The organism is Lysinibacillus sp. CNPSo 3705, from assembly GCF_028674935.1.
Lineage (GTDB): Bacteria > Bacillota > Bacilli > Bacillales_A > Planococcaceae > Lysinibacillus.
The window spans coordinates 32,126-56,408 of sequence record NZ_JAQZSD010000027.1 but is presented as its reverse complement, the minus strand read 5'-3'; the positions used below and the strand labels follow the sequence as shown (position 1 = coordinate 56,408).

Genomic DNA, 24,283 nt, shown 5'->3' with positions numbered 1-24,283 from the left:
GAAGCATAATATCTAATAGATAAAAATCAAAAACCTTCGTTTTAAACTTATTTTTTGCTTCTTGAACAGTACAGCAAAGTGTAATGTCTAAAAACCCCTCTTTTCTTAAAATAATTTCAATCATTTCCGCAATTGCACGTTCGTCCTCTAACACTAAAATTGACGCATCTTGCATACTATCACCTTCTTTTAAGATTAATTTAAAATAGTCATTATTTCATAATAAGCTTTCACTATGTATAAGATAACCAGTTGAGGGGATTAAATGCAATAAAAAACGTGTTTCCTTTTTTGATACTACGCGTGGGTTCGGCCCTTAATAGCTAGTGCTTGTACGCTACAAGATAAATGAATACTACGCAACAAAAGTCTCATAAACGAGTGATCTTAACATCATAAAAAGTCATCTCCCTCTTAAAAAACTTTAAAACTTTTTATTCAGTCTTTAAGATTTTATTAAGATACTCATTATTTTCCTATAAGGTTATGCCCCTATACTTACACTATGTAAGGTTACAGGCTTAGCAATAAAACGAGTTTCTTTTATTGATTTATGCAAGGAATCAGTTCACTTAGGATATTACTTGCGAATTTACTTATTGGAAACATAGAAAAGGATATAGTTTGAAATGGGTAACGCGCTAAAAAAGCGAGGTCCATTTAGTAGGTTTTTTTGTGGACGCACAGAAGGGGGTAATAGAATGCTGACGTTTATCTATGAAGTATTTGTCTTTTCAATTACTAACTTAATATTTGATAGCTTTGACAAAATAAAAAGAAAAAAGAAATAGCCCTCTTAGCTTAGGTTTCCGACTCAACTAGAAAGACTCCAATGAAGTTGTACATCGTAGAGGTGCGCTTTGCTCTAATAGCAAAATAATGAATTGGGAGGTTACATTTTTGGGAATAAAACGAGTTTCTTTTATTGATTGTATGCGAGGATTTAGTTTACTTGGGATATTACTCGCGAATTTGCTTATTTTTCAATATGGAATCATAGGAAAGGATGAAATAAGTGGTTTATCACAGCTTGATGAAGGTGCACTGTACTTCTTGAAAGTTTTTGTTGTGGACTCATTTATGCCGATTTTCACATTGCTTTTCGGCTTTTCACTTATAAAACTAGTAGAATCTGTACACCGAAAAGGCAGAAAAAGTAGATGGGTAATTCTTCGTCGGAGTATTGGTCTTCTTGCATTAGGTTGGCTACATTCAGTTATTTGGGAGGGTGATATTTTAGTAATCTATGGTGTAACGATCCCTTTATTAATTCTTTTTATCCATCGAAAAGCAAAAACTACATTTATTTGGGCAGGGATACTGTTTTCTGCAGGGATACTGTTTGTTACTTCTACTATGCTGTTGTATGGACCAAGTGAGGTCTCAATGAAGCAACAGCAAAGGATTGATACTTATATTGAAAAAGAAAGTCATACATATGTAAATGGTACTTTTGCAGAAACATATGATTTTCGTAAACATGCTGAAAAGCCAGGAATGGAAGATCCTTTAGTTTATATAGCTAACGTGATATTTGGATTAGTTTTACATTTACCGTTATTTTTAGTAGGGATGGGTTTAGCCAAAGTACGAGCATTTGAAAATATGGAGCAGGAGAAAAAGCGGTATATGCTAGGGGCACTTCTTGTACCAATTGGGCTGTTGTGCAAGTCTCTAGGATTAATGGAAAATAGTTTTTCTCCTATGTTTTCGATGGGCGGCGCGATGTTATTATCGTTAGGGTATGTGTGTTTAGCTGCCTTACTGTATAAATTTTGGCATACCTCTATTATTTCACAGGTCTTTGAATGTGTTGGTAAACTATCGCTAACAAATTATTTAATGCAATCCATTATTTGTACGACTATCTTTTATGGCTATGGCTTAGGGTTGTATGGAAAACTAGGTGTCTTTAATGGCATTTTGTTAGGTCTTATTATATATAGTTTGCAATGTGTAGCGAGCTTTTTCTACTTGAAAAAAAATAAACGAGGTCCATTTGAACAAAATTTACATATGTGGACGCACTGGTCATACCCCCATCATTTAAAGCAAAAAAAGCAAGCTCAACAAGTCGTTTGTTAGAAAAGAACCTAAGAAAAGAATTGCCATTTTATCATATTTTAGAGCGATATTTTTATCGCTCTTTTTTCAATTAATCCCTATCTAGTAGATTCCGGATTTATGTAACTATTGGTAACTAATTACCCGAGGCTTCACACGTTACTGTTAACGATTTCGGTGTGGGCCTAGCTGCTGTATGAACAAAGGGAATTGCAGGCGTCACTTTAGCAGTCGTGGGCACCATTACAGGCATAGACGTTCTCGCTTCTCAAATATTTCCTAAGCAGTTCCTTCGGTAGTTTGTTTGGCAGTGCTATTTGTGGTGGTACTGCTACTTTAACAGCTTTAAGACAAAAAATAGCGATCTTTGTAGGAGGAGGAACATTAATTCCTTGAGCTTTAATCCCTGCTGCTATTTGCAATGTTAGCCCCTTCGAACTTGCATGTCCTTGTGGTTACAACTATTGTGGCTGTATTGTTAATAAACAATTGTAAAAGTAATGAACTCTTTAGTGGTTCTTTTCTACACAATTTCAATGGTATAATTTAACTATACAAATTAGAAAGGTAGATGAGTTCAATGAAAGTTTCCTATTGGCGCGGAGCAAAAATACGGTTAAGAGCGCCGAAGTCTGAAGACATTCATATATTTGAAAATTTAGACGATGATATACTTAAAAACCTTGATTCAGTCGCTTTCCCTCGGACAAATCAGCAAATTGAAGAATGGATAAATGAAATATCACAAGGGGCATCTACTGACAGTGATGATTTTTATTGGATTGCAGAGGATGCTTCAAACAATGTCGTGGGGACAATTGAGGTTTCTGGTTGTGATGGAAAGAATGGGACATTTGACTATGCTATAACGGTATTTCCTCCACATAGAGGAAAAGGGTATGCAAAAGATATGATTTTAACGATTTTAAAGCATTATTTCTTTGAACTTCGCTATCAGAAAGCAACAATTTGTGTTTACTCCTTTAATGCATCTTCAATAGCTCTACATAAAAAACTGCGATTTGTTGAAGAAGGCCGATTAAGAAATATGATTTATACAAATGGTTCCTTTTATGACGAGATCTATTTTGGCATGACCAAGGATGAGTTTTCTAAAATTCACTCTAATTAGTTAGAGATGGCTTCTGTTCATTGCAGAAGTCATCTCTTTTTTTAAGGCTCAATATAAAATTTTCTTATATTCTCATGAAACAGCTGCTGTAATTGATATTCGCTAATACCTAAAACATAAGCTTCACACATTATTTGTTCTACCTTTATAGAAATCTGTTGAAGGCTAACACCCTTTGCTTCAGTAGGCTTATTAACAGTTGCTTTTGAGTTAGGTTTTATAGCGATTATTCCCTTCTTCTGAAGCTCCTTGTAGCTTTTATGAACGGTATGAAGATTAAGGTTTGTTTTTGCTGCTAAATCACGAATAGAGGGCAATGAAACACCATTTTCGCAAATTTTTCCTGTCGCTATTTCAAAAAGTAGTTGCTGGGTTAACTGTTGATAAAAAGGAATATTACTCATTGGATCTATTTTTACATTCAATTGTTCACGTTTCCTTTCATATGGCTTATCGCTAAAAAAGGGATGTCATTTGTAAAAACGTTTAGCATGAAAATAAGTTGGTTTAGTAGTGGTTGTGCGACTCCTTGGGAATCAGGTCACTCAGGTGTTTTCATAGGATGTGCAGTTAATAGCCCGAATCACTCTATTTTATTTCACTCACGCTACCCAAACACTTTTCCGAAAGAAGTTAAAATTTCTTTTTCGCAATAAAACTTTGCATAGTAATGATCATCAATAAAACGAACAGCAATGTTCCTACAATATTGAGGCCATACCAAGATTCCACATCACCCGACATTAGAATATTTGTTGCATACATACTATTACTAGCAGGATTAACAATGTCTATTAACGGATGTAGCCCAGCGATAAAACGACATATTAATAGACTAACAATGCTTATTAGCGCAATAAATGCCGTACTGTTAAAAAATGTACTCATCATCGCAACAAACGTAATGATAAATAACAACCAAACACAATAAAATACTAATGCCCAAAAAGCTTGTGTCATAGGAACAGTAGTAAATAAGTACGCTGAATAGCCATAGGACACTGCATAGCCAAGAGCTATACAGCTAACAGCCATCATATAATGGATGATGATTTTACTTTTTAAATAAGAAGCTATCGATACTGGTCTTGTTAGGATAAATGCCATCATGCCATTTGCTTTCTCTCCTTGGATAATACTCATAGTAGCGACGACCAGAATAATAATGCCTAGCTGATCAAACTGTGAATTTAATGTTGAGGCAAGTACCTCCTGTCCAACAGGCTTTGCCATCGTAGGATCAATTAGTATACCTTGAACACCACCAGCCGATTGTAAAATAACAGGTAAATAATACATCATTATCGGTTGTGTTAACCCTAGTAAAATAAATACAATTGGCAGCCACAATATTTTAAACTCCCTGGCCATTTGATGAACCTCTTTTTTGCTTAATTCGATAAAAGCACTCATTTACTTACACCACCAATTCTAAAAATATTTCTTCTAGATTGTCTTGAATACCCACTTCAAATTTAGTAAACATCACTTTTGAATCCAGTCCGTGCTGTATTAATCGATTAGCATCTGTTTCCAAATTTTCAACGTATATTTTGAAGCCATTTTGACAGCTTTCGATTTTTTGCACATAAGCTAATTGTTCAACCATTGTTAACCACTGAAAATCTACCTTGCGAATCATTAAAAAGATAACTGATTCTTGATGGCGCTCAAGCAACTCTGATTTGGTAGCATCCTCTATTTTGTGACCATTTTTAATCATTATAAAGCGCTCACAAATTTCCTCCGCATCGCTCAATATATGCGTTGATAGTAAAACTGTCGTTTCTTTTTTTATCTCTTTTAATAGATTTAACACTTCTCTTCTTCCTATTGGATCTAGCGCTGATACCGGTTCATCCATAATTATTAAAGCTGGCTTATGCAACAATGCTTGTGCAATGCCGAGGCGTTGCTTCATACCACCTGAAAATGCCCCGACATGACTATGTGCTTCGTTCCCTAAGCCTACCTTTTCTAAAAGTAATGGAATTTCTTTCTGCAATTCATTTTTTGATATGCCTGAAAGTTTTCCCATAAAGGACAATGTTTCAAATGCTGTCATCCATGAGAAAAAATTAGGATACTGAGGTAAATAACCAATTTGATTTCTCATAGATGAAATCTTTTGACCATCAAGAAGAATTTCACCTTCGTCTGCATTTAGAATGTCTGCAATGATTTGAATTAACGTGGATTTCCCCGCTCCATTTGGTCCAATTAATCCAACACACTCATTGGAATCAATGGCCATTGAAAAATCATTCACGGCTGTTTTTTGTTTAAACTTTTTCGTAATATTTTTAATCTCTAAGCGCATGTTTATTTACATCCTTTCTACCAATAATGAAGTACAGAACAGAACCAATTGAGTTACAGAACAAAATAATAATTGTCCACATCAGTATGTTTTCTCGCGTATCTCGGTGCCGATATAAATCGAATAAAGCAACAATGATTAGAACAAATCCTACGAATAAAAATGGCAAAATGATTGGAAGTATACTTGCCCAATCCAATTGCCTTAGATCATCAAAACCATAGTGTAATTTCATTCCTAAACCCCCCATTCATTATCATTATTGATAATGATAACAGAAGATGTAAATAATTTCATTACCTTTCTACTGTACATCTGTATAAAAAATAGATAGTATATTTATTGATAATGTTCTCATATTGATAACATTTGATTGCTTCCCTTGATTCCATTTGATAGGAGGATCGTTTTTATGCGGAATAAAGCAGAGGTTTTAATGCACCCTGTGAGAATGAAAATTTTACAAGCTCTCATGCACGATAAAGAAGAAGGCTTAAGCACTTTGGAGATGATTTCTATCATAAAGGATGTACCTCAAGCTACTTTGTATCGTCACATCCAAATTTTAATGGATGAAAACATCATAAAAATTGTGAAAGAGCGAAAAGTACGTTCTGTTACAGAAAAATTTTATGCATTAAATGAAGGAGCAGAAAAACTTAGTCAGGAGGATTGGACACAACTAACAATCAAACAAAAATTAAATTATGTTTCCAACTATCAATTAGCTTTACTATCACAATATCAAAATTATTTAAATTCACTTGATGAAGAAGAAAGACTTGCAGATTTAGCAACTTTCTCATTTATCGATTTGACATTAACGACTACTCAATTTATGAGTTTTGAAAATGAATTAAACGATTTAATAATTAAATACTATAATATGGCCGACTCAAGCAAAGAGACTGAGACAAAAACAATTGCTATAAATATTATTCCAAAACCTTAAGTAATATTTTTACGTAAAGAAATGGAGAAGATTTATGAAAAAAAGAAAGACAGTTGAAAACACACGAAAATTTATCATGATTATAATTGGCGCCATCATCGCAGCATATGGACTAGAAGCGGTATTAATACCGAACGATGTCATTGATGGTGGCGTGACAGGTATTAGTATTATGGGAGCACACCTCTTTGGTATTCCATTAGGCGTACTGCTCTTTGTATTAAATATTCCTTTTATTTGGATTGGCTACAAACAAGTAGGTAAAACTTTTGCATTGATGAGTTGTACTGGAATAGCAGCTCTTTCTATTTCCACAGTGCTTATGCATGATGTTAAAACAATTTTAGGTCCAAATGATCCGTTATTAATTGTTTTATCTGGTGGTATGCTACTAGGTGTTGGGATTGGGATTGTCTTACGTAACGGTGGGGCTTTAGATGGCTCTGAGGTTTTAGCCGTGTTGCTATCACGTAAAATTCCGTTTTCAGTCGGGGATATTATATTATTTATTAATGCCTTTATTTTCTTAGGGGCAAGCTTTATTTTTGGCTTAGAGAGCGCATTATACTCAGCTTTAACGTACTATATTGCGAAAAACGTTATCGATATTATTCAAGTAGGTTTAGAAAAATCAAAAGATGTTCGTGTTGTCAGTGCAAAGTCAGAGGAAATTGGTGATGCGATTCAAGCTCGTTTAGGACGTGGTGTTACATATACAAAAGGACGTGGCGGTTTTTCTAATGAACCAACGGATATATTAAACTGTGTCATTAACCGTATGGAAGAAAATAAACTTGTGTCGATTATTAAAGATATCGATGAAGGTGCCTTCGTAGTTATTTCTGATGTATCAGAAGTACGTGGTGGTAACTTCAAAAAGCGTGATATTCACTAAAATAAGAGTAAGTAAGTCGTTCATGAACTGCACCACAACTGTTAGATATATAATAGTTGTAGGTGCAGTATTTATTATGACTACATTTACAGTTGAAGATACATATTAGCATACTTAAACTTTAGCTTTTCTTCTCCAAAACACTAATGCCAATGCCCATAAATACGACTGTAATAAATAATAGTAGGCTTAAAGGTTGTAATAACTCTACATAAGAACTAGCATTAATCGTCACACCTTTTAAAATCTCTAAACCATATTTGATTGGTGAAATATAAGATAAAGCTAAAATTACTTTAGACGAAACGATTTCTAATGGCCAATAGGCGCCACCTAGCATCGCAAATGGTACTGCAATGAACGCCATCACTGTATTAAATTTACTAGGTGTATTCGTAACAGAGGCGATAAAAATAGATAATGCAACGATACACAATAAAAAGGGTATGACTGCAATTAAACTCGCTACAAACCCTCCATAAAAATCTACACCAACGCCAAAATAAAAAATACAAAATACTAATACGATTTGTAGATAGCCTAATAAAAACGCATAAGCTAGGTTAGCCGTATATACTTCCCATTTACTAATACTTGAAACCGTTAAACGATTCCAAATACCATTTCTACGCTCCATGACGATATGATTAACACCGTTAGCTACCGTATAAATAACCATAAATAGCGCAAAGCCAAATAGAGTGTGAAGTCCGTTATCCCATTTTAATCCTTTTTCATTAGAAAAGTTTTTATACTGTATATTAAATGATGGTGCTGTTTTCGCTACTGCGATCACACTTGTTACCTCATCTTGCAAATGCGTAGGAAAAGCTTTTATCATCGCATCATTTTGAACCACTTGACTATAAATTTGGTCTAGTTCATGTTGAACAATTTTGGAATTCATAAAATCAACAGCCACCAGTAACTTATAGCTTGATTCCTGTAAAAAAATTGCTACATCGACTTTACCTGTTTCAACTAATTTTGTTGCTTCACCCTCACTATAAATCGTAAATTCATAATTTTTATTACTTTCTAACTCAGTCAGTACTTGCTTTGTCATTTCCTCACTTAAAGTCGAATGGATAGCAATAGGCTGTTTTGTTTGTTGTCCATGCCCTATCAAATACGCATAAAGACAAATAATGATAGTAGTTGCAATTAAAGCGCCAGGCTTTCTTTTTAATAATAAAAATTTTGTCTTGAGTATATGGATCATGCAATACCACCTCTTTTCGGGAACAATAAAAAGGCGATTGTTGTACAAATCACTGCTACAGCCATTAATATCCATAAATAAGATGAAATTTGGCCAAGCCCTCCTCCTTGCTGTATCGTTAAATAACTTTGTAAGGCTGCTCCATTCGGTGTCCAACTCCCAATTTTCGCAAGAGTCGGCGCAAAGGAACTTACATTAAAGAAGCTACCGCCGAATAAAGCTAAAATTGATACGAAAACTGAGCTAAACAAATTAGAAAACTCTGCCGAATTAAAGCGGTAGTTAGCTGCTGATAGTAATGCTGCAATGCTCCCAACAACAATTGCCAGCATCAATGTCACGAGTAAATGTAAAGGCAATTGTACAAATGAAATATCAAGCATAAGATAGACAACTCCAAATATAATGGACACTTGAATGAATGACAAAATAACAGTTGAAACAATAACCGATAATAAATAAATCATCGGATTGATATTTGCTAGTAAAATACGATCAAAAATATGCATATGCTTTTCTAAAAATGCTTGACTGGAAAGTGTCCCTGCTATATATAAAATAAACATGACCGTCATACTAAATGTATAATATACACTCGTTGAGACAGGCTCCTGTTGATTCACCGTCTTAACGGTAGATGAAAAATCTGCTGTCGGCAATTTAACATCCTGCGTTAATAACCCTTTTGAACTAAGCTCTGCCATAAGCGTATATTGATATTGAAATGACTCTAAAATATTTTGTGTAATCGTCGAAGCAATTTCTTTCTGTTCATTTAAATACACATGTAAGGCAGGAATTTCTCCTTTCGCGAAAAATGATGTATAAAATTGCTTTGTAAATCCGGCTGGTACTTCAAGTATTACATCGTACTCTCCTTCTTTTTTGAGCGCATCCAAATCACTTGACTCAATCTGAGAAACAGTAATAAATTGTTGCATCTCTTCCTGCTCTAGCAATTGCAAGAGCCTAGAAATAGGTAGCATTTGTTTCAGGCTTTCTCGTGAATGTACATCGGCCCATTTCTCACCATGTGATTCTTGCAAAATCGTCACCAACTCTTGCTGCTCATCCTCATGTTGTACAATCGCAACCTTCACATTAATTGGACTACTATCTCCATCTATTAATGAGCCTAACGCAAAACTTAAAATAGTTATTAGTCCTATCGGCATTAATAGTAAAATGACTAGCTCTTGAGGGTGACGCCACAATACTTTTAACTGTTTACGAATAAGTGCTAAAAACATCATAGTCCCCCCTAATTCCTTAAAGCTCTACCGGTTAAATGTAAAAACACATCTTCCAATGTAGGCTCTTCTTTTCAATTCCTTAAAATGTAATCACTTACAAATATCAATAAAAAAACGCTAGACAGAATGATTAACTTGTCTTAGCGTTTTTAGCGATAACAGCATTTAGAACATCTTAGTCGCTCTAAAGTTTCATAAACATAACAGTCCGTTCCCGGAACAATTTGGTGATACTATACAGCTCATTTAAGAAACTGACCGTTATTAAGATTTCTATTATTTTCTTTTGTTCTCCAGCCTTTTAGTTAAATCATTAAAGTCTTGGATTACTTCATGCATGACTGATTTTTTAACTAACGAAATTCCCTTTTGAATCGATTTAGATGCTTCATCAAATTTATTGGCTTTAATTTGGGCATCTGCAAGGCAATACCAATAAAACCAGGCATCCATTTCTGAAATTTTTTCTTTATAAAACTTTTCGATGATCGGATAGTATTGAGAATATAATTCTTCGTTATAGACCAACTTTTCACCATTCCATTTTAGTACATCCACTAAATAGCTATCACCAATATACATTTGCCAAACTGCTAGACCAACTTTTTGTACACCATTTACAAAGTCTATTTTATGATAAGGAACTTCAGCAATCTTTTCGAATGAGTTATTGATCCATTGGAACACTTCCAGATTGCTGCCCATCGCCGCTCCAATTGTCACACCAAATAAATACTCTTTTGTGCCATCACCAGTAATATCTACCAAACCAGAAAAATCCAAATCGACTCCATCCGTTTTAGTTTCCAAAATCTTTCGCCAATCTGTATTGTGTTTTTTTAGCACTATTAATCCAAACTGAGAAGGCGATGGTTGATTTATTGCTTTAACTTTAAACGTAAATATTATTTCTTTTTGTCCATCGTGATCAAAGTCATAGAGTTGAATTGGGCGTTTAGAGGAAGGGTTTTCAGGGCTTATAAGGGACGCATTCGATGGCATAAATCTGTTTACAATTTTCATTAAGTCTTCTTTCTGGTTCTCGTTAGCGTGAGCAAATAGTGGTCTAAAGCAAACTGCAAAAAGTAGCAATAATGTAAATAGCATTATTTTCTTCATCAATATGACCCCTTTTATAGCCAGATATAACTTCTAGTATTGACGTAATTAGAGAAGAAATTCTTGAATGAACTTCTATGATGACGAAGTACAATCAATTGCGTTAAACTATTTTTTAATGACGATTGATGTATGCACATCCATTTCTTTGAGGATTCTCTATCCATCATTTGGGGATTCTATCCATCAATTTAAATGTTCTATCCACGATTTAGAAATGCTATCCATCACTGTTTACATCATGATATAAAAAGGAGATATAAATGGACTTATTTATCGCAAGTAATCGTCAACTACCTATCCGTTATTACGTCAATGAAGCAATTTGGATTCGTCGCGGTTGCTTAAGTTTACATCAATTAACACTACCTTTTTTTGTCGAAGTAGAAATGAAAGACCCACTTCATATATTGAAAATTTTAGAATATATTCAAGAAGTCCAACAACAATATCGCTACACAGAAATTCAAATTGTTACGAAGGACAATAATATTTTTATGCACTTGCAAAAGAGCCTCCCTGACTCTAATACCAATCATATTCTCACTATTGAGCAACTAATTCGCCCATGAAGAAAGGTAGCATTTTACCATTAAATATACCATCACCAAAACTTGGGGTTGATTTCCGTTCCGACTGGGCGCTTTCCTGGGGGCGTTCGATGAGCCACTTCGCTTCGCTGCAGGGTCTCATCTGAAACGCTGATCCCCGAGGAGTCGCCCAGTCTCCACTACAATCAACTATTTGCATAGTAAACGTTTTAACAAAAGTCCGTAACTTTTGGTGATGAATTAAATGCTACCTTACTATTTATAAAGCTGTAACAAGAAGTTCGATGCTAAATTGCAACATACCATCTGTATACTTCGCGCCAATTTTACCCCCATGTAGTTCTACAATGCTTTTAGCAATAGCAAGACCAAGCCCCGAACCTTCCGCTACACTTGTTCTAGATTGATCTTTTTTATAAAATCGCTCAAATAAGCTCGTTAGCTCTTCGGATGTAAATTCATCACTTTCATTAGCGACACAGATTTGAACATTACTTTCTTTTCTTTCAAGAGAAACAAAAATCTCGCCATTACCTGTACTATATTTAATGGCATTCATTAATAAATTATCAAAAACCCTGACAATTTTTTCAGAATCTACTGTAGCGAAGATCCGCTCCTCCGAGAAATTTTTAATAAATATACGATGGTTTTCCTCCGCTTGCGGAATCAACTCCTCAATTAACTGATCGAGAAGTTCGTTCATACATACCTCTTGCTTCCCAAGGATTATGCTTTCATTCGTTAGCTTCGTATATTCAAATAGATCATCAATTAAGTTTTTTAACTGTTCGGATTTGGAGAAAGCGATCTTTAAATATTCATCAGACTGCTCCTTCGTATCGTACCTCTCATCTCTTAACAATCGTAAATAACCCATAATCGAAGTAAGTGGTGTTCGTAGGTCATGCGAGACATTAGTAATTAATTCATTTTTTTGTTTTTCAATCCTTCGTTCCATTTCTATATTGGTCATAATTGCTTCAGCCATATGATTGACATTCTCTGTTAATAAAGCTATTTCATCTATGCCCTTTTTCTCAATTCGATAGGTTAAATCTCCTTTTGCGATTTCCTTAACCCCCTCCGCTAATGCCTCAATTTGTTTCATTTTTCGTTTTGTTATATATAAGAATGAAAATGTAAAAACAACAATTGCACTAAATAATGGGATAAGGCCCTCATTCGAACTTGCGATAACCATCCCTTCAGGAATACCGCTGACAAACAAATATAGGTTTTTATCTTCTATAGTTAAAGGATAAAATGCAATGAATTCTTGCCTCAATTGCTCGATTGCTGGTACCTCATAATTATTGAGTGGATGGTTAATCGCAAAGTCCATTACATTCCGAATCTTATAATGCAAATTGATTTGTTTCTCTTCCACTTGCTTTGTTTTGTATAAAACCTTTCCGTTCTCATCGGTAACGATTACTTTTAATGCACTTTGTTCCATTTCAAATTTATCATTTTCTGATTCAATCATTTGCTGTAATGCTTCCAAACTATTTTCATTGCTGGCTAGATCTGCGGCACGCTGCGCTTGATCATTTATTTCCTGCATCCCTTGACTATAATCAATCTTAACTGCCGGGTTGATATTCAAAGCAAACGAAAGTGCGGCTTTTGCTCCAAGTAAACTTAAAAATGCACAAAGAATAAAAGTCGTCAATAATTGAATTCTAATGCTTCGCCGAACTTTTGTTATAGCAGTTACAATGAACATTTTTAGTTTTTTTAATAAGAAAAGTATAGGCTTAATGATCTTTCTCAATTTTATAACCTACTCCCCATACTGTTTTAATATATTGAGGATTTCTTGGTGTTGTCTCAATTCTTTCTCGAATTTTTCGTATATGTACCATTACCGTATTTTCAGACTGTATAGCCTCTTCCTTCCAAACCTTTTCATAAATTTGCTCAGCACTCATTACAATGCCTTGATTTCTTGCAAGTAATTCAAGAATTGAAAATTCCCTTGGCGTAAGCTTCACTTTTTCATTGTTGACGATTACTTCATGTGTATCGGTATTAATTCGCATATCACCAATCTCTATCTCATTTTCGTTCAGCATCTCTAGTCGATTCATTTTGATATATCTACGAAGCTGAGATTTTATGCGCGCAATTAGCTCTAGAGGGTTAAAGGGCTTTATAACATAATCATCGGCTCCTAATGTTAATCCTACGATTTTATCCATGTCCTGAGATTTTGCTGACAGCATAATAATTGGCATCTCAGCTATTTCCCTTACCTTCATACACATTTCGATGCCATCCACTTTTGGCATCATAATATCTAGGACAATTAAATGTACTTGATGCTTCTTTAAAAGACTTAAGCCTTCCTCTCCATCACTTGCTTCAAGAACATCATAGCCCTCATTTTTTAAATAAATTGCAATAAGATTTCTAATCTCTTTTTCATCATCAACTATCAGTATTGTTTCTTGACTCATCTAATCCCACCAATTTCATGCAATATATTTCCTACTAATATTTACAGTTCCTAATTTTAACTATTTTTTTATTTTTCGTATATAAAAATAATAAAATTACAATACCGTCTTTAATTTTCGTCGATAAAAATAATAAATACAGCCTATAATACCGACAAAAGCGCCAAAATATAAACCGTATTTTGTTGCTAGTATGGAAATGTTTTCAATGTGTTTTCCAAAGAACAAACCAAGTGTAAAGTATATAAATGTCCAAACAAAGCCTGCTGAGTAGTAATACAAAGCGTATTTTTTAAATGACATGTTGTTCATACCTACTAAGTATGGAATTATATGTCTCACAATTGGTATGAAATAGCTTATAACTAAAGCGAAATGACCATATCTATCTAATAGTTCTTTTGACTTTAATAAATACTTAGCTTTGTTCTTTTTCACCAATTTATCAAGTATTTTATGGCCAAACACTTTACCAAGGATAAATCCTAAGGAAAGTCCTGAAACTGCACCAAGATAAGTTATGACAAAAGCTGTTAACACGCTCATTTTTTCTAACGAAGACATAAAGCCACCACTCATCACGATCATCTCATCTGGGAGTGGCATACCCACGATTCCTAGCCATAAGCTGAAAAACAAAGCAAAATAACCATATTGTTCGATATACGATAAAAGATCTTGTAGCCCCATTAACTAGCCCTCACATTTCCAAGTTTGCAGCTTAGCACATAGGCAGGTGGCAAATTAATCCATACTTTTTCATGTGAAATATCCTCAAAGTATTTTTGGATAAAGGACTTCCTAACAAGTGAATATTGGAATGTAATAAATTTACCGTCCTTTAAACAATCTTTTACATTCCGTAAAATACGTGAGGAAACGGCAGGATTCAAAGATGTAAAAGGTAATCCAGATACAACATAGTCAATTTTTTCGATATTTAATGCAGACATGTACATGCATAAATCCTCAGCCGACCCATGGATAACGATTACACTGGGCTCAAGTTCAAATTGTTTACGTAGCTTTTCACAAAAAATTTCATTATTCTCAATCAGAATTAACTTTGTTGACTGCTCTTTTCTTTTCATTATTTCTCTCGTAAATGAACCTGTACCAGGACCTAGTTCAACAATACATTGGGCATTGTTAAAACGAATTGTTTCGACCATTTTTCTGGCTAGTTTTTTTGAACTAGGTGAAATCGCACCTATAGTTTTTGGATGTTTTATAAATTCAGTAAGGAACGTTATTAATTGCATAATTTTTCTCCCCGATCATGAGTAATTATTAGATGCTTTTACTATAAAAGGTATTTCTTAAAGAATTGCGAGGAGATTTCTTAAGTTTTTCTTAAGAGTTCACATTATTTACCTTTTTTATATTGGGATAACTATCATGAAATCTATGTTTTCATGTTCTTTATGTAGAGTGATTTTTTATCGTATTCTCATGTGGGGTACAAGGCATTTTTAACTTGGCACTTGGGTTACCAAAAAATATTCGGACGGGGTATATGTGGAATCTGAAAACTTTAGATTATGTAAGGAAAAATAATAAACAATGTTGGATGTTTTTATTTTCAATACTACATCCACTCTTTGATGGTTTGTAAATACACTTGACCTTGTACTCTATCAAGAAGGCTTTGCACGTCTAATAGCCTCCTCGATAATTGGATCACTGACACCCTGCTGTCTTAGGTAGTGTAGCCTCGATACCCTATTGTACTGTTTTATCCCAATAACCATTTTTGCGGGCATTTCTTTGATGGCATTAACCATCCGGTGGTATTCTATAATCATTGCGTCTAGCTTGTCTTGCGTTAATAGCATAGGTTTGCCCTCCTTTTAGGGTATATAATAATGTTGTAAGCACCTTCTAGCGTGTGACGAAGCTGTGGCTTTTTTATGTTATCATTTACAAAATATACATAACGAGGTGATTAACGGATATGTTTTTGGACATATTTCCGGGTATATACTTTATCGGAAGACTGCTTTGTTTTATTCCGCCTATATTATTATTACCTGCAATAATGGCGGTTTGTGTAGCAATTTATAAAGCCTTACTCGGAAAAATATTACCGATTAAGATTTATCATTTATTACTTGGACCGATTGCGCTGCTTGGATTCTTTATTTGGGCTATTCCGATGGATATGGGATTTTATGAGTTTTTTAAAGAAATATTATAATCGCTCTAGTTTAATCTTCAAATTGTTCATGAGTTTGATAGTGTCTGCAAACGCTGCGACTTTTTATTTTTTATTTAATTTCCAAGTCCTTCAACTATACAAAACTACAATTACAACATAGTTATAGTAGTGTTAAGCATATTCGCTTAGCGATCCCTCAACGTGTTCACTCCTGTAATTACTTTTTAGCCATTTCTTTTTTAGGAGATGGCTCTTTTTCGTTTTGACCAATCTTTCCTGTGATTTCATTGCAATCGATGCAACACTCACTTTACTAGTATTAAGCCGTTAAGCTATCTTGTGTATTGGATGCCCTCTATTCAAACGTATTTTCACTTATTACAGCTTACTAGAATGTGCTAACTTTGATTAAATCTTTGTTTTCAGTGACTACAAAATTAATAGCTTCAATGATACTAATGCTTTTCTCGGGGCGTCCTATGTCCCACTTCGCAGCAGTGTTCCATAGGAGTTCCCTTCTAAACTATATACTTCAACATTTCTCCCATTTTATACAACTTAAATTTCTGTTAAGAGTCAGAAAAGGTTTTTAGGTCATTAGTTCTATTGATTATTTCCTACACAAAATAGTCATACAATTGCTTCCAGTAGAATAGAAACCTATATAGGGTTATTCGGAAAAATAAAGTGGGGTGTAAAAGGATGCTAAAACTAAATGATGCAAAAGAAACGGTACTCGGAATTGTGCAACATGACCCATTGTTTGTCGAAATAAAAAATACGCCTTTAGAAGAAATACTTTATAATGACAACTATTTAGCGCATATTGAAGAATCAAATCATTATTCCATTGCAGAAGTCGCAGGTTGGTTTGAAATTACGGATGCGATGCTTCGCTATTACATTAAACCATTTGAACAGTATATTTTTGATAATGCTTCGAATAGCCCAAGCACCAATATTCGTTTGAATCTTCCTGCCATCTTAAGACTTCGTATGATTTTACTGCTAAAAGATAAACACCGCGTCAGAGGCTTAAAACTTTTACTAGGGATTGATGACAACGGTCAACTTTTCAAACATCAAATAACTGCGACAACTATGGGCACTGATGATTTAGCGAATAAAGTTGATATTCTTGGAAATGTTCTACAACAAATGATACAAACAGGACTTTTCAGTATTACGCCAAACGAAGAACATGGCTCCTTACAAGTAACGATCAATCAAGACTTTCTCGCACAAAACATTCAATTAGTATCCTCGGAATCAGAGCTTCAAGTAGAAGAGATTCAAAAAGATACAGTTGAACTTAAACAAGAAAATGAAAATCTACAAAAACAAATTTCAGAACTGCAAGAGCGTAGCGTAAAGGATATTGTTCAAAAAATTCGCGAGCGTCATATTGAAAATGAAATTGTGTCGACATTACGGACAGAAGCATTACAGCAATTTGCGATGGAAAATAAGGCAGGCTTTTTCAGAAAAACTTTTCGTTCCTCTCAAATTGAGATGGAGAAGGAGCAATTTGTGTTGGGTTATATTTCGAAGCACTTAGAAGAACGTTTAGAAGTAGCACTGAATGATTATTATGGAGAATAAATGTCTTCAATTACATGTAACATTGACATCACTATGCAAAAGAACATGAAAGAGTCTTTTTAAAGAAGCCATTCATGTTCTTTTTTATAGTCATTTATTTTTTGAAAAATAGTCTTATAATCATTATAAAGGACAGTCCAAGAGGTGAAGTGTATGGCAATAATCGAGGTCAATAATTTAACTAAAAAGTTTGGGGATTTTTATAGTGTTCAGAATGTGGAATTACAAATCGAAAAAGGTGAAGTGTTCGGATTTTTAGGTCCAAATGGTGCCGGCAAATCTACTACAATACGGCATTTAATGGGCTTCTTACAACCAACAGAAGGACAGTGTTTCATAAAAGGGTTAGATTGTCGCCAATCTACCGCTGAAATTCAAAAATTTGTAGGCTATTTACCTGGGGAAATTGCGTTTATCGATAAAATGACTGGACAACAATTCATCAAATTTATTGCCCAAATGCGAGGGTTACATGATTTAACAAGAGCTCATGAACTCATGCAATACTTTGAATTAAATGCCACTGGCCTTATTAAGAAAATGTCAAAAGGTATGAAGCAAAAAGTAGGTTTAATTTGCGCATTTATGCATAACCCTGAAATTGTCATTCTAGATGAACCGACAAGTGGATTAGATCCCCTTATACAAACAAAGTTTATCGATTTTATTTTAGCTGAAAAAGAAAAAGGCACAACCATATTTATGTCCTCTCATATGATTGAAGAAATTGAAAAAACTTGTGACCGTGTAGCGATCCTTAATGCAGGGAAAATTGTTGCAACAGAAACAATTGCTGACTTAAAAAAGCGAAAGTCTAAAAAGTTTTTAATTGAATTTCAAAGTGAGCAAGAGCTATCTCGTTTCTTAGGAGAGCAACTTAAAATTGAACAAATCGGTCCAACACAAGCCATTATAAAAGTTCAAGGTAATGTCCAAACATTACTTCATACATTAGCAGACTATAAAATTAATGACCTCGATATCATTTCACAATCACTTGAAGACATATTCATGCATTACTACGAAAGCGGAGGGAAAGAATGATGAACTTTACTTTGCTTAAACATGAGATGCTAACTACGATTAAACTTTTTAGTATTATTCTCGCTGTATTAATGCTCTATATCATTAGTATCGTCTATATGTATAACCCTGAGATGAGCAATACTCTTAATAAACTTACCGAAACAATGCCTGAATTGATGTCAGCATTTGGTATGAGTAACATAGGTAATTCGTTAATTGAATTTCTATCTACCTATTTGTATGGATTTTTATTACTAGTTTTACCGTTAGTTTTCATTATTATGTTGGCAAATAAATTAGTAATGGGCTATATTGATAATGGTTCTATGGCATACTTAATTGCAACACCGAATACACGTTTTAAAATTGTCTTCACGCAAGCATTTTTTTTGGTTGCAAGTATTTTGGTACTGCTCACCGCAACAACTTTAATAGCTATCATCTTTTCAGGTATTCTATTTCCAAATGAATTGGATTTAAGTACTTTCTTGACATTAAATATCGGTCTTTTTTTCTTACATTTTGCCATTAGTGGCTACTGCTTTTTAGTATCCTGCAGTAGTAAGGATTTAAGAACCTCTTACGCGTATAGTACAGGAATTCCTATTCTTTTTTATTTAATTCAAGCGCTTAGTAATATGGGCGGTTCTTTAGAAAAGCTTAAGTACTTTACGATTTACTCATTGTTTACACCTGAAAAATTAATGACTCAAGATAGCTCGTCTTTTTGGATGCTAGGGGCATTGTTTTTAATCGGGCTGCTATGCTATATGTTAGCAATTCGTGTTTTTGTTACACGTGATTTATATTTATAATGCAAACATCTGCTTGCTTTCTTGGAGCAAGCAGACTCTTGTATAACTTTTACAAAGATGCCAAATCACCAAGGAATCGCAATAACCGAAAATGAATCATTGCTAACTCCTCTACGCTTAAATCATCTCCATTATCTAACCACTCTTGGATAACACCTAAAATCGCGGATGTTAAAAAAGCTTCAAAATATGGTTGAAACTCTGGATCAAGTCCTTCTTCTTGAATTACAGAGATTCTGTCCAAAATATGATTACTAAAAACTTTCTTCATCCTCTTACTAAAAGCTGGGCTCCCCTGCTCCCCCAGAATTACTCGAAAGGCTTTATCATGCTCTTTAATATATTTAAACACTGCTATAAATGGCTGATAAAGTTGACCTATTTTTATCGTTTGAAAAGCATCTAGTGGTTGAACGTTTTTTACATAGCTTGCTAATTCATTTAATAATTCCTGCTGCAAATCCTCCATTACTTCATATTTATCCTTATAGTGTAAATAAAAAGTTCCTCGATTAATGTTAGCAGTAATAGCAAGATTTTTTACTGTTATTCGTTCAAACCCTACTTCCTCTATTTGTATAAGTAATGCATTTTTTATAGCTCGTTTGGTTTCAAAATTCATAATATCGTGAATAGACATTTAGACCCCCCATTGTATTATCACTTGATTCTGATTAGTATTTAGCGGTTTCGATCAATATGCCTAGGCATAGTTGCAACTGGAATCGGCTTTGTGCTTATGCAAGCGGTAGCGGTAACGGACCACACCGTTATCGCAAAGATGTGATGATTTTAGGCTAATACTTTATTTACGCCTCTTCGATTCTGTGACATCCTCCGGAGGCTATAACTTCTTTCAGCTGATGTTAATCTGTCCCTACGCTTTCGGTCCAAAAGACATTGGCTGAAAGTAGTTACTCGTTACCTCAATGATCACAACTAGGTTAAATAGGTTTTATATTCCAATTTTACCTTATATATCGGCATTCCATATTATTTATTTCCATCAATCTAATTTAGTAAAATGGTTATTTATGAATGGCTTACTATTTAGTATGTCATTTTGATTTCATTTAGCTTAAAAATGTTGATCTCCATCGAAAATTACTTAACACTTTTTAGTTATCTGTTTATTGTAATTCCTAATACACTGCCTTAAAATTTCAAGTATCAACACTGTGTTCAGTAAAGGAGAGATGGATATATGGGAAACAATGCAATTTCATTAAACTCCATTGAAAAAAAGTTTCAGCAAAAACAAGTAATTGCCCCACTTTCGTTAGAAATTCCAAAGGGAGAACTTATTGGCTTACTTGGTCCTTCAGGCTGTGGGAAAACGACGTTAATTAAAATGATTATGGGAATGATTAAACCCGATAATGGCAGTATTCAAGTATTAAATTATACTGTCCCTCATAAACAATTACTGACGGATATCGGCTATATGGCACAATCTGATGCGCTATATTTGGATTTAACCGGTGAAGAGAACCTTCATTTCTTTGCTAAGCTTTATCGATTATCAAAAAAAGAGCGTGAGGAGCGTGTCAATTATGCTGCAAGCCTTGTTCATTTAACGGATGATTTAAATAGGAAGGTGCTGAATTATTCTGGTGGAATGAAACGAAGATTATCCCTTGCAATTGCCCTTATCCAAAACCCGAAGCTGTTGATTTTAGATGAGCCAACGGTTGGTATTGATCCCGTATTGAAAAAAGAAATTTGGCAGGAGTTAATTCGTTTGAAAAACGATGAGCATAAAACAATTTTAGTAACGACACATGCAATGGATGAAGCTGAGCGCTGTGATCAGTTGGCAATGCTGCGCAATGGTCATATCATTGCGCATGGAACACCACATGATCTGAAAGCTCATTATCAGGCAAAAGACTTTGATGAAGTGTTTTTAAAGGCTGGAGGTGAAGCACTATGAGAATCGGCGCAATTGTTACAAGAATTATGCAGCAAATGATCCGGGATAAACGTACACTCGCCTTATTATTTTTTGCACCGCTTCTTGTGCTTTCGTTAATGTATTTTGTTTTTAACAGTAACGAACCTGACATGACAGTAGTTGTATCAAATGGTTCTGCATCCATCATTGAAAAGCTTGAAGCAGCGAATTTTCATGTTATCGAAAAAAATGATTTTTCTATTGCCGATTTAAAAGAAGAAAAATATGATGGCTGGTTAGCTTTTCAGCAAACGCAATTGAAGCTCACATTATTAAATGATGATCCGTCTACAGCCAAGGCTTTAAAAATGAAACTCTCTCAAGTTTTGCAGCCAGAACAATCTGCAATGATGAAGTTGAAGACTGAGTATGTATTTGGCGATGAAAATACCGCTATTTTTGATATTTTTAGCCCAATGTTGACAGGCTTCTTTGTGTTCTTTTTCGTCTTTTTAATTACAGGTATAGCGTTGTTAAAAGAACGAACTTCAGGGACATTGGAACGCTTACTAGCGACACCGATTAAACGTTCTGAAATTGTTGCTGGTTATATGCTTGGTTATGGATTGTTTGCATTTATTCAAACGGCTATTATTGTTCTATTCGGGGTTTATGTCCTTGATATCGTACACGTTGGCTCTATCTGGCTTGTGTTACTAATCAATATTATCGTTGCACTTGTATCATTATCATTAGGAGCTCTGTTATCAAGTTTTGCTGCATCAGAATTTCAAATGATGCAATTTATTCCGCTAGTCATTGTACCGCAAATTTTCTTTTCAGGTATTTTCCCACTTGATAATATGGTGGAGTGGCTGCAAAATATCGGGCGTATTATGCCACTCTACTATGCCGCTGACGCTTTAAACGGCGTTATGTATAAAGGATATTCCTTTAGTGAAATTCTAGTGGATTTAGTGATCCTTGCTTGCTTCGCTCTTGTATTTATTACATTAAATATTATTAGTTTAAAAAAATATCGATCCTTATAATTAAAGAGTATTGGTACAAAAAACTACCACTTAAATACAGAAGTAGTGGAATTAACGTTTAAATCGTTTTCTATGACGACGTTTTGGCCTTTTTATTTTGAGCGAAATTAATTCGGATGTATAACATTTATTAATTCATACTTAACCTCTAGATTTTTTCTAGGGGTTATTTAATTTTAAATAGAAGCTCCAGTTATAAATTTTAAAACAAAAGTAACAGCATACAAAAAAGCTCCTACTGAAAATACACCCAGAAAATAATAGCCAATAAGTTTTAAATTATCTTTTATTGCTCCTAATAAATCATTTAGAAATCCTTGCATAGATCTCACTCCGTTCAATATTAAGAATAAAATAATTTCAATCAATTAGCACTTATTCATCTTAATTAATCTGGTATTTACGCTCTTAATTGTAACACAGTAAAATATAATTTATTAAAAATAAACAAGAAGTGAATATTATACCTTTTTGGTATTTTTACTATTATTTCCTTTATTTTAGTATCGAGATAAGTTTTAATTATAGGGTTCTGCTTGAAAATGGGCAGAACTTTTTATATAGCCAGGAAATAAGTTGATCGGAGTGGAGGATGGCGACTTCTTATGAGTTAGCGTCACAAATAAGACCATGCAGCACAGCGGATGTTTACTGTGTGAAAGGTAGCGACAGCACCCCACAAAGCGCAGTCGGAACGGTAATCAACCCCATGATATGTTGATTGGTCATAAACTACCCAAAAATAGAAAATTACACCAACTTTCTATTAGCAAAAGAACTACTATTCATCTATACTAAATTTACAGTTAATAGCTGAATATTTTACATCGTAGGTTATAGACACGAATTACTTACAATAAAGCCGAAAAATAAAGGTGTGTAAAGATGAATACGATTATGGAAATACAGAATATCTCTAAACAGTATAAAGGTAAGGAAATCTTAGAAAACGCTACATTTTCTATTTGTGCCAATCAAATTATAGCCCTAGTAGGAAAGAATGGGTCAGGTAAGAGTACCCTTCTAAAAATTATTGCCGAATTAGTCGATGCTGATAGCGGTTCTATCGTGAAACATCGACAATCTTTAAAAATTGGCTATGTGCCTGAAGTGACCCCTTCACATATTTTGTTTACGCCTGAAGAATATCTTCATCATATGGGCCGTATTCGAGGCATGGCAAAAAAACAACTACAACTAAAAATAAATGAGTTACTTAAATTATTTAATTTACAGGATGCTCGTAACATTCGAATTGTTAATTTTTCTAAGGGAATGAAGCAAAAGGTTATGATTATGCAGGCAATGCTTGAAGACACAGATCTACTAATCTTAGATGAACCGTTATCAGGACTCGATCCTAAGGCCCAAAGCGACCTAGAAGAAATTCTCTCTATTTTAAAGAACAAAGGATTAAGTATCGTTTTAACTTGCCACGAAACAAAATTACTGCAGCAACTTGTTGATACAGTACTAGTTATTCAAAACAAAAAGATTATTCAAGCTGATTCATTCAATAAAAAGGATATACAGAAAAATAAATTAATATTTGAAATATCAACTGATAAATTATTGGACAACCTATTACCTTTTCTTGAAATTCAACGTCAAAGTCTTTTAAATAATGGTTGTCATGAGGTCATTTCCGTTATTAAGACCAAAGATACAGATCTAGTATTACTGGATCTTCTACAGAAAAAAGCCTCTATAAAAAAATTAACCCCAATTAATCAGACGGAGGAACAATTTTATACTCATTTTTAAGG

At 34.2% G+C, this 24,283-nt stretch carries 27 protein-coding genes and 1 pseudogene; 14 read left to right on the top strand and 14 right to left on the bottom strand.

Annotation, left to right across the window (positions count from 1 at the left end; genetic code table 11):
• Positions 1 to 900: 900 nt before the first annotated feature.
• The 3 genes and pseudogenes from PVA17_RS13195 to PVA17_RS13185 all read left to right on the top strand — a co-directional run bounded on the left by PVA17_RS13195 (position 901) and on the right by PVA17_RS13185 (position 3,196).
• Complete coding sequence (locus PVA17_RS13195; protein WP_274067944.1) at positions 901 to 2,085, top strand: DUF418 domain-containing protein; 1,185 nt, start codon at positions 901 to 903, stop codon at positions 2,083 to 2,085.
• A gap of 119 nt (positions 2,086 to 2,204) precedes the next feature.
• Positions 2,205 to 2,614 (top strand): annotated as a pseudogene (locus tag PVA17_RS13190) (hypothetical protein); the annotation flags it as partial.
• A gap of 30 nt (positions 2,615 to 2,644) precedes the next feature.
• The gene (locus tag PVA17_RS13185) at positions 2,645 to 3,196 is read left to right on the top strand and encodes a GNAT family N-acetyltransferase (protein ID WP_274067943.1); all 552 of its coding nucleotides are present in this window, start codon (positions 2,645 to 2,647) and stop codon (positions 3,194 to 3,196) included.
• A 41-nt stretch (positions 3,197 to 3,237) separates the two neighbouring features.
• On the opposite strand, the gene PVA17_RS13180 is transcribed toward PVA17_RS13185, so the two are convergent.
• The 4 genes from PVA17_RS13180 to PVA17_RS13165 all read right to left on the bottom strand — a co-directional run bounded on the left by PVA17_RS13180 (position 3,238) and on the right by PVA17_RS13165 (position 5,751).
• Positions 3,238 to 3,621 (bottom strand): GntR family transcriptional regulator, encoded by a 384-nt coding sequence (locus tag PVA17_RS13180; protein WP_274067942.1) that lies wholly within the window; start codon positions 3,619 to 3,621, stop codon positions 3,238 to 3,240.
• Positions 3,622 to 3,829: 208 nt separating this feature from the next.
• Entirely contained in the window at positions 3,830 to 4,609 is a 780-nt protein-coding gene (locus tag PVA17_RS13175; RefSeq protein ID WP_274067941.1) for an ABC transporter permease, read from the bottom strand.
• Between the two features lie 4 nt (positions 4,610 to 4,613).
• The gene (locus PVA17_RS13170) at positions 4,614 to 5,516 is read right to left on the bottom strand and encodes an ABC transporter ATP-binding protein (protein ID WP_274067940.1); all 903 of its coding nucleotides are present in this window, start codon (positions 5,514 to 5,516) and stop codon (positions 4,614 to 4,616) included.
• The gene (locus PVA17_RS13165) at positions 5,500 to 5,751 is read right to left on the bottom strand and encodes a PLD nuclease N-terminal domain-containing protein (RefSeq protein ID WP_132364780.1); all 252 of its coding nucleotides are present in this window, start codon (positions 5,749 to 5,751) and stop codon (positions 5,500 to 5,502) included. The genes PVA17_RS13170 and PVA17_RS13165 overlap by 17 nt, the downstream gene beginning before the upstream one ends.
• 177 nt (positions 5,752 to 5,928) lie before the next feature.
• On the opposite strand from PVA17_RS13165, the gene PVA17_RS13160 reads away from it, so the two are divergent.
• Positions 5,929 to 6,468, top strand: coding sequence for a helix-turn-helix domain-containing protein (locus PVA17_RS13160; protein ID WP_274067939.1), 540 nt, complete (start codon positions 5,929 to 5,931; stop codon positions 6,466 to 6,468).
• Between the two features lie 34 nt (positions 6,469 to 6,502).
• Entirely contained in the window at positions 6,503 to 7,363 is an 861-nt protein-coding gene (locus PVA17_RS13155; RefSeq protein WP_274067938.1) for a YitT family protein, read from the top strand.
• Positions 7,364 to 7,484: 121 nt separating this feature from the next.
• Here the strand turns inward: PVA17_RS13155 and PVA17_RS13150 are convergent, their stop codons facing one another.
• The 3 genes from PVA17_RS13150 to PVA17_RS13140 all read right to left on the bottom strand — a co-directional run bounded on the left by PVA17_RS13150 (position 7,485) and on the right by PVA17_RS13140 (position 10,957).
• On the bottom strand, positions 7,485 to 8,585 hold the full coding sequence (locus PVA17_RS13150) for an ABC transporter permease (RefSeq protein WP_274067937.1): 1,101 nt from the start codon (positions 8,583 to 8,585) through the stop codon (positions 7,485 to 7,487).
• Positions 8,582 to 9,838 (bottom strand): ABC transporter permease, encoded by a 1,257-nt coding sequence (locus PVA17_RS13145; RefSeq protein ID WP_132364788.1) that lies wholly within the window; start codon positions 9,836 to 9,838, stop codon positions 8,582 to 8,584. The genes PVA17_RS13150 and PVA17_RS13145 overlap by 4 nt, the downstream gene beginning before the upstream one ends.
• 276 nt (positions 9,839 to 10,114) lie before the next feature.
• The gene (locus PVA17_RS13140; protein ID WP_274067936.1) at positions 10,115 to 10,957 is read right to left on the bottom strand and encodes a hypothetical protein; all 843 of its coding nucleotides are present in this window, start codon (positions 10,955 to 10,957) and stop codon (positions 10,115 to 10,117) included.
• A 67-nt stretch (positions 10,958 to 11,024) separates the two neighbouring features.
• On the opposite strand from PVA17_RS13140, the gene PVA17_RS13135 reads away from it, so the two are divergent.
• A complete protein-coding gene (locus PVA17_RS13135) occupies positions 11,025 to 11,207 on the top strand; it encodes a hypothetical protein (RefSeq protein WP_274067935.1) in 183 nt (60 codons plus the stop codon).
• Positions 11,208 to 11,220: 13 nt separating this feature from the next.
• Complete coding sequence (locus tag PVA17_RS13130) at positions 11,221 to 11,529, top strand: hypothetical protein (RefSeq protein ID WP_132364798.1); 309 nt, start codon at positions 11,221 to 11,223, stop codon at positions 11,527 to 11,529.
• Positions 11,530 to 11,767: 238 nt separating this feature from the next.
• Here PVA17_RS13130 and PVA17_RS13125 read toward each other — a convergent pair whose 3' ends face one another.
• The 5 genes from PVA17_RS13125 to PVA17_RS13105 form a co-directional block, all read right to left on the bottom strand.
• A complete protein-coding gene (locus tag PVA17_RS13125; RefSeq protein ID WP_274067934.1) occupies positions 11,768 to 13,285 on the bottom strand; it encodes a sensor histidine kinase in 1,518 nt (505 codons plus the stop codon).
• Entirely contained in the window at positions 13,269 to 13,970 is a 702-nt protein-coding gene (locus PVA17_RS13120) for a response regulator transcription factor (protein WP_132364800.1), read from the bottom strand. Before PVA17_RS13120 ends, PVA17_RS13125 begins: the two co-directional genes overlap by 17 nt.
• Before the next feature lie 96 nt (positions 13,971 to 14,066).
• Positions 14,067 to 14,660, bottom strand: coding sequence for a DedA family protein (locus PVA17_RS13115; RefSeq protein ID WP_274067933.1), 594 nt, complete (start codon positions 14,658 to 14,660; stop codon positions 14,067 to 14,069).
• Entirely contained in the window at positions 14,660 to 15,232 is a 573-nt protein-coding gene (locus tag PVA17_RS13110; protein WP_274067932.1) for a class I SAM-dependent methyltransferase, read from the bottom strand. The genes PVA17_RS13115 and PVA17_RS13110 overlap by 1 nt, the downstream gene beginning before the upstream one ends.
• 375 nt (positions 15,233 to 15,607) lie before the next feature.
• A complete protein-coding gene (locus tag PVA17_RS13105; RefSeq protein WP_274067931.1) occupies positions 15,608 to 15,805 on the bottom strand; it encodes a hypothetical protein in 198 nt (65 codons plus the stop codon).
• 119 nt (positions 15,806 to 15,924) lie between these two features.
• On the opposite strand from PVA17_RS13105, the gene PVA17_RS13100 reads away from it, so the two are divergent.
• The 4 genes from PVA17_RS13100 to PVA17_RS13085 all read left to right on the top strand — a co-directional run bounded on the left by PVA17_RS13100 (position 15,925) and on the right by PVA17_RS13085 (position 19,571).
• Complete coding sequence (locus tag PVA17_RS13100; protein WP_132364808.1) at positions 15,925 to 16,167, top strand: hypothetical protein; 243 nt, start codon at positions 15,925 to 15,927, stop codon at positions 16,165 to 16,167.
• A gap of 663 nt (positions 16,168 to 16,830) precedes the next feature.
• Positions 16,831 to 17,730: a hypothetical protein gene (locus PVA17_RS13095; RefSeq protein ID WP_274067930.1), complete on the top strand. Its 900-nt coding sequence runs from the start codon at positions 16,831 to 16,833 to the stop codon at positions 17,728 to 17,730.
• Between the two features lie 159 nt (positions 17,731 to 17,889).
• On the top strand, positions 17,890 to 18,774 hold the full coding sequence (locus PVA17_RS13090) for an ABC transporter ATP-binding protein (protein ID WP_274067947.1): 885 nt from the start codon (positions 17,890 to 17,892) through the stop codon (positions 18,772 to 18,774).
• A complete protein-coding gene (locus tag PVA17_RS13085) occupies positions 18,771 to 19,571 on the top strand; it encodes an ABC transporter permease subunit (RefSeq protein WP_274067929.1) in 801 nt (266 codons plus the stop codon). The genes PVA17_RS13090 and PVA17_RS13085 overlap by 4 nt, the downstream gene beginning before the upstream one ends.
• A 49-nt stretch (positions 19,572 to 19,620) precedes the next feature.
• On the opposite strand, the gene PVA17_RS13080 is transcribed toward PVA17_RS13085, so the two are convergent.
• On the bottom strand, positions 19,621 to 20,211 hold the full coding sequence (locus tag PVA17_RS13080) for a TetR/AcrR family transcriptional regulator (RefSeq protein WP_274067928.1): 591 nt from the start codon (positions 20,209 to 20,211) through the stop codon (positions 19,621 to 19,623).
• Positions 20,212 to 20,775: 564 nt separating this feature from the next.
• Between PVA17_RS13080 and PVA17_RS13075 the strand changes: the two genes are divergently transcribed.
• Together PVA17_RS13075 and PVA17_RS13070 are read left to right on the top strand one after the other, a co-directional pair.
• Positions 20,776 to 21,504 carry an ABC transporter ATP-binding protein gene (locus tag PVA17_RS13075; protein WP_274067927.1) on the top strand — a complete coding sequence of 243 codons (729 nt, stop codon included), beginning with the start codon at positions 20,776 to 20,778 and terminating at the stop codon, positions 21,502 to 21,504.
• The gene (locus PVA17_RS13070) at positions 21,501 to 22,517 is read left to right on the top strand and encodes an ABC transporter permease (RefSeq protein WP_274067926.1); all 1,017 of its coding nucleotides are present in this window, start codon (positions 21,501 to 21,503) and stop codon (positions 22,515 to 22,517) included. The genes PVA17_RS13075 and PVA17_RS13070 overlap by 4 nt, the downstream gene beginning before the upstream one ends.
• 176 nt (positions 22,518 to 22,693) lie before the next feature.
• Here PVA17_RS13070 and PVA17_RS13065 read toward each other — a convergent pair whose 3' ends face one another.
• The gene (locus tag PVA17_RS13065) at positions 22,694 to 22,840 is read right to left on the bottom strand and encodes a hypothetical protein (RefSeq protein WP_274067925.1); all 147 of its coding nucleotides are present in this window, start codon (positions 22,838 to 22,840) and stop codon (positions 22,694 to 22,696) included.
• A 562-nt stretch (positions 22,841 to 23,402) separates the two neighbouring features.
• Here PVA17_RS13065 and PVA17_RS13060 point away from each other — a divergent pair.
• Positions 23,403 to 24,281, top strand: a complete 879-nt coding sequence (locus PVA17_RS13060) for an ABC transporter ATP-binding protein (RefSeq protein ID WP_274067924.1) — start codon at positions 23,403 to 23,405, stop codon at positions 24,279 to 24,281.
• The last annotated feature ends 2 nt before the right edge of the window (positions 24,282 to 24,283 follow it).

What these genes read in the sequence shown, in the direction of transcription:
- PVA17_RS13145 (WP_132364788.1), bottom strand. Translation starts at nt 9,838, where the DNA reads ATGATGTTTTTAGCACTTATTCGTAAACAGTTAAAAGTATTGTGGCGT.
- PVA17_RS13135 (WP_274067935.1), top strand. Translation starts at nt 11,025, where the DNA reads ATGAACTTCTATGATGACGAAGTACAATCAATTGCGTTAAACTATTTT.
- PVA17_RS13075 (WP_274067927.1), top strand. Translation starts at nt 20,776, where the DNA reads ATGGGAAACAATGCAATTTCATTAAACTCCATTGAAAAAAAGTTTCAG.
- PVA17_RS13175 (WP_274067941.1), bottom strand. Translation starts at nt 4,609, where the DNA reads ATGAGTGCTTTTATCGAATTAAGCAAAAAAGAGGTTCATCAAATGGCC.
- PVA17_RS13185 (WP_274067943.1), top strand. Translation starts at nt 2,645, where the DNA reads ATGAAAGTTTCCTATTGGCGCGGAGCAAAAATACGGTTAAGAGCGCCG.
- PVA17_RS13080 (WP_274067928.1), bottom strand. Translation starts at nt 20,211, where the DNA reads ATGTCTATTCACGATATTATGAATTTTGAAACCAAACGAGCTATAAAA.
- PVA17_RS13150 (WP_274067937.1), bottom strand. Translation starts at nt 8,585, where the DNA reads ATGATCCATATACTCAAGACAAAATTTTTATTATTAAAAAGAAAGCCT.
- PVA17_RS13100 (WP_132364808.1), top strand. Translation starts at nt 15,925, where the DNA reads ATGTTTTTGGACATATTTCCGGGTATATACTTTATCGGAAGACTGCTT.
- PVA17_RS13060 (WP_274067924.1), top strand. Translation starts at nt 23,403, where the DNA reads ATGAATACGATTATGGAAATACAGAATATCTCTAAACAGTATAAAGGT.
- PVA17_RS13070 (WP_274067926.1), top strand. Translation starts at nt 21,501, where the DNA reads ATGAGAATCGGCGCAATTGTTACAAGAATTATGCAGCAAATGATCCGG.
- PVA17_RS13160 (WP_274067939.1), top strand. Translation starts at nt 5,929, where the DNA reads ATGCGGAATAAAGCAGAGGTTTTAATGCACCCTGTGAGAATGAAAATT.
- PVA17_RS13110 (WP_274067932.1), bottom strand. Translation starts at nt 15,232, where the DNA reads ATGCAATTAATAACGTTCCTTACTGAATTTATAAAACATCCAAAAACT.
- PVA17_RS13115 (WP_274067933.1), bottom strand. Translation starts at nt 14,660, where the DNA reads ATGGGGCTACAAGATCTTTTATCGTATATCGAACAATATGGTTATTTT.
- PVA17_RS13170 (WP_274067940.1), bottom strand. Translation starts at nt 5,516, where the DNA reads ATGCGCTTAGAGATTAAAAATATTACGAAAAAGTTTAAACAAAAAACA.
- PVA17_RS13130 (WP_132364798.1), top strand. Translation starts at nt 11,221, where the DNA reads ATGGACTTATTTATCGCAAGTAATCGTCAACTACCTATCCGTTATTAC.
- PVA17_RS13065 (WP_274067925.1), bottom strand. Translation starts at nt 22,840, where the DNA reads ATGCAAGGATTTCTAAATGATTTATTAGGAGCAATAAAAGATAATTTA.
- PVA17_RS13120 (WP_132364800.1), bottom strand. Translation starts at nt 13,970, where the DNA reads ATGAGTCAAGAAACAATACTGATAGTTGATGATGAAAAAGAGATTAGA.
- PVA17_RS13165 (WP_132364780.1), bottom strand. Translation starts at nt 5,751, where the DNA reads ATGAAATTACACTATGGTTTTGATGATCTAAGGCAATTGGATTGGGCA.
- PVA17_RS13085 (WP_274067929.1), top strand. Translation starts at nt 18,771, where the DNA reads ATGATGAACTTTACTTTGCTTAAACATGAGATGCTAACTACGATTAAA.
- PVA17_RS13095 (WP_274067930.1), top strand. Translation starts at nt 16,831, where the DNA reads ATGCTAAAACTAAATGATGCAAAAGAAACGGTACTCGGAATTGTGCAA.
- PVA17_RS13105 (WP_274067931.1), bottom strand. Translation starts at nt 15,805, where the DNA reads ATGCTATTAACGCAAGACAAGCTAGACGCAATGATTATAGAATACCAC.
- PVA17_RS13155 (WP_274067938.1), top strand. Translation starts at nt 6,503, where the DNA reads ATGAAAAAAAGAAAGACAGTTGAAAACACACGAAAATTTATCATGATT.
- PVA17_RS13140 (WP_274067936.1), bottom strand. Translation starts at nt 10,957, where the DNA reads ATGAAGAAAATAATGCTATTTACATTATTGCTACTTTTTGCAGTTTGC.